The 2,966-nt window shown below is 63.3% G+C and carries 3 protein-coding genes; 2 read left to right on the forward strand and 1 reads right to left on the reverse strand.

Features of this window, described 5'->3' with window-relative positions:
- Window positions 1-119 precede the first annotated feature (119 nt).
- Entirely contained in the window at window positions 120-599 is a 480-nt protein-coding gene (locus AC628_RS41240) for a hypothetical protein (RefSeq protein ID WP_074132530.1), read from the forward strand.
- Window positions 600-618: 19 nt separating this feature from the next.
- On the forward strand, window positions 619-1,521 hold the full coding sequence (locus AC628_RS41245) for an HpcH/HpaI aldolase/citrate lyase family protein (RefSeq protein WP_074132528.1): 903 nt from the start codon (window positions 619-621) through the stop codon (window positions 1,519-1,521).
- Between the two features lie 14 nt (window positions 1,522-1,535).
- Here the strand turns inward: AC628_RS41245 and AC628_RS41250 are convergent, their stop codons facing one another.
- Window positions 1,536-2,750 carry an EAL domain-containing response regulator gene (locus tag AC628_RS41250; RefSeq protein WP_074132529.1) on the reverse strand — a complete coding sequence of 405 codons (1,215 nt, stop codon included), beginning with the start codon at window positions 2,748-2,750 and terminating at the stop codon, window positions 1,536-1,538.
- Between the last annotated feature and the right edge of the window lie 216 nt (window positions 2,751-2,966).

Here is a 2,966-nt window from a genome sequence, read left to right on the forward strand (position 1 = left end):
CGCGGCCGCTCACAGAGATCAGCGACTTTGTGATTTCCCGCATCAAGCTTGGCGACTATCTTCGCGTTACCGTTTACAAACGCTTTGATTGGCGGAAACACTACCTGGGGGTGATCGCGATGAACCACGTCATGAAGATCGGTATCGGTGTCGCTCTGTCGTTCATGGCGCTGGCGTCAGTCGCGCAGGCGGACGAGTTCAAGCTCTCCAACAACCAGCGGATCTCCTGCAGCCGCGGCCTGTCCGCCGGCAAGCTCAAGACGTCGACCTGCAAATCCTACGCCTATCTGTTCAACGCCAAGACCTCGGAATACTTCCGCTGCCAGGTCTCGCTGGCGCTGACGCAGGACAACAAGGAGGTCATCAACGTCCAGGCCGACGGCAGCTGCACCAAGAAGCCGCGCATCTTCGAGACCGACGGCAATTATACGTTCGATGCCACCGAGACCGAGCCGCCGAACACCAACTCGTTCTTCGGCACCGGCGGCTATGCGATCTGGGCCAGCGAGACCGCCACCCAGAAGATCCGCGGCTGCATCACCATCTCGTCCGGCCTCGGCTCCGATATCTCGAAATGCCTCGACATGACGTTTCAGTGACGGCGGTGCGGGCCGTGTGATGCGCAAGCTGCGCCCAGCCCCGCTCTGCCGCTCCTGGCTGTTTCTCGAAGGCGCCAACGAGGCGGTGCTGCAGCACGCGGCCGCCAGCGGCGCCGACGTGCTGATCCACGAGCTCGAGGACTTCACCCCGCCCTCGCTGCGTCCGAAGGCGCGGGCGCTGGCGGCCGAGCTCTACGCCGCCTGGCGCGACCAGGGCGCAGTGGTCGCGGTCCGCGTCAATCCGTTGGACCAGGACGGCATGGACGATCTCGCCGCCGTGATGCGCGGCCGTCCTGATATTGTCGCGCTGCCAAAGGTCGCCGAGCCGCATCATGTTGTCAGGCTCGACGAGGCAGTGACGCGATTCGAGCGCGACTACGGCATCGCCGAAGGATCCACGTCACTGCTGCCGAACATCGAGTTCGCGCGCGGCCTGGTGCAGACCGGCGCGATCGCGGCCGCGAGCCGGCGCACCATCGGCTGCCTGATGGCCTCCGAGGACCTCGCCGCCGATCTTGGCGCCGAGCGCGGCAGCGACGGCCTGGAGCTCGCTTACGCGCGGCAGCGCTTCATCGTCGAATGTCGCGCGGCCGGCGTCGTCGCGGTGGATTGTCCCTACACCTGGAGCGACGCCGCGGGCGTCGCGCGCGACACGATCTGGGCGCGACGGCTGGGATACACCGCAAAGAGCCTGGTCGATCCCGCGCATGCGGCCATCGTCAACGGCGTCCTCACGCCGAGCGAAGACGATTTGCGCCAGGCGGGCAGGATCGTTGCGGCCTTCGAAGCGGCGCGAACGCAGGGCCTCGGCCGCGTCGAGCTCGACGGCTCGCTGCTGGAAGTCCCGACCTATTCCAACGCGAAGCGCTTGATCGCGCGCGGCGAGGCGCTGCGCGCGATCGATCGCGAAGCTCGCGCCTGACCGGAGGCGATGCCTCAGGAGGCCGGCTCTTTCTCCGAGAAGTGCATCCGTGAACGGGCGAACTTCTTGACGCCCATCGGCTTGCCGAACAGGTAGCCCTGGACCTGATCGAAGTCCATCTCATGCGCGGCGAGAAAATCCGCGCGCGTCTCAACGCCTTGGGCGACGACCTGCGCGCCGGCATCGTGGGCGAGCTCGACGATGCGCCGGCACACGGTCTGCTTTAGGCGCTGATCCGCACAGCCGGTGACGTATTGATGATCGACCTTGAGCTGGACGAACGGAAAGTTCGGCAGTCCGAGCAAGGACGGCCAGTTCGCGCCGACATTGTCGATCGAGATGCCGATATTGTGCAGGCGAACGCGCCTTGCGACATCGATCGCGAGATCCAGATTGTCGATCACCTCGGTGCTGTCGATCTCGATCAGCAGGCCGGCGAAGGCCGCATGGTCAGGAATCCGGTAACACAGCTCGCGCACCGCATGATCGTCGGTGAGAAACGAGATCGGCAGGTTGATCGAGAGATCGACCGGTCCGATCTGTTCGAGGAGATAACGCCAGTCCTCGATCGCGCGCTCGATCACGAACTCGGACAGTGCGTGAAAATGCGGATCGCTTTCGTCGGGGATGAAGTAGGCCGGCGGCACGACGCCCCATGCGGGATGGCGCATCCGGATCAGTGCCTCGGCGCCGCTCGGAACCAGCGTCCGGAGATGAATTTTCTGCTGATACCACAGCTCGAGCCAGCCGGCCTTGAGCGCTTCGGGCACGTCCACCGCCGGGCTCGGCGCGGGCTCGAGCGGCATCAATGACGCAAGACTGTCACGCAGGGTTCCGGCGCTGAACGGAGTGGACAGGGCCGGCAGCATGGCGATGCCGTACTCATCGCCGATCTGCCGGACCGCCTTGACGATGATCGAGTCCGGTTGCCCGATGACGAGGACCTTGCCGCGATAGTCCTTTCTCACCAAAGTCTCGAGAATTTTACTGACTTCGATGCCGTCCACGGACACGCCGAGCACCAGAAGATCGGGCCGTTCCGCGTCCAGGACGGTGTCGAGTTCCAGGGCCTGGCCGCATTCACTGGTGATGAAGCCGAGGTCGTCCAGCGCCTCCGCAAGGAAGGTTCGAAGGTGTTTTTTACTGTCCGCAATGCATGCGCGCGGGGTCAGCTTGCGATGTCCGAACCATCCGGCTCGTGGTTGTGTGATGTGGCTGATGTGATTCATGCCCCGCCTTGTCCGTAATTACCCCGGCTTGACTCGTACATCTAAGAACCCCGGCAATCATGGAAATTTCTGGTTCATACATTGATTGGCTCGCTAACCTTAAAGGATTCAATTCGAATCAAATGACGCTGGAATCGCTGCATCTCGCCGCGGTTACACGTGCAACAAATGCGTCATCTGAGCTTCATGAGCGCGATTGTGCGCGACTTTGGACGT

This window comes from Bradyrhizobium sp. NAS96.2, assembly GCF_001908235.1.
Classification (GTDB): Bacteria; Pseudomonadota; Alphaproteobacteria; order Rhizobiales; family Xanthobacteraceae; genus Bradyrhizobium.

What these genes read in the sequence shown, in the direction of transcription:
- AC628_RS41240 (WP_074132530.1), top strand. Translation starts at nt 120, where the DNA reads ATGAACCACGTCATGAAGATCGGTATCGGTGTCGCTCTGTCGTTCATG.
- AC628_RS41245 (WP_074132528.1), top strand. Translation starts at nt 619, where the DNA reads ATGCGCAAGCTGCGCCCAGCCCCGCTCTGCCGCTCCTGGCTGTTTCTC.
- AC628_RS41250 (WP_074132529.1), bottom strand. Translation starts at nt 2,750, where the DNA reads ATGAATCACATCAGCCACATCACACAACCACGAGCCGGATGGTTCGGA.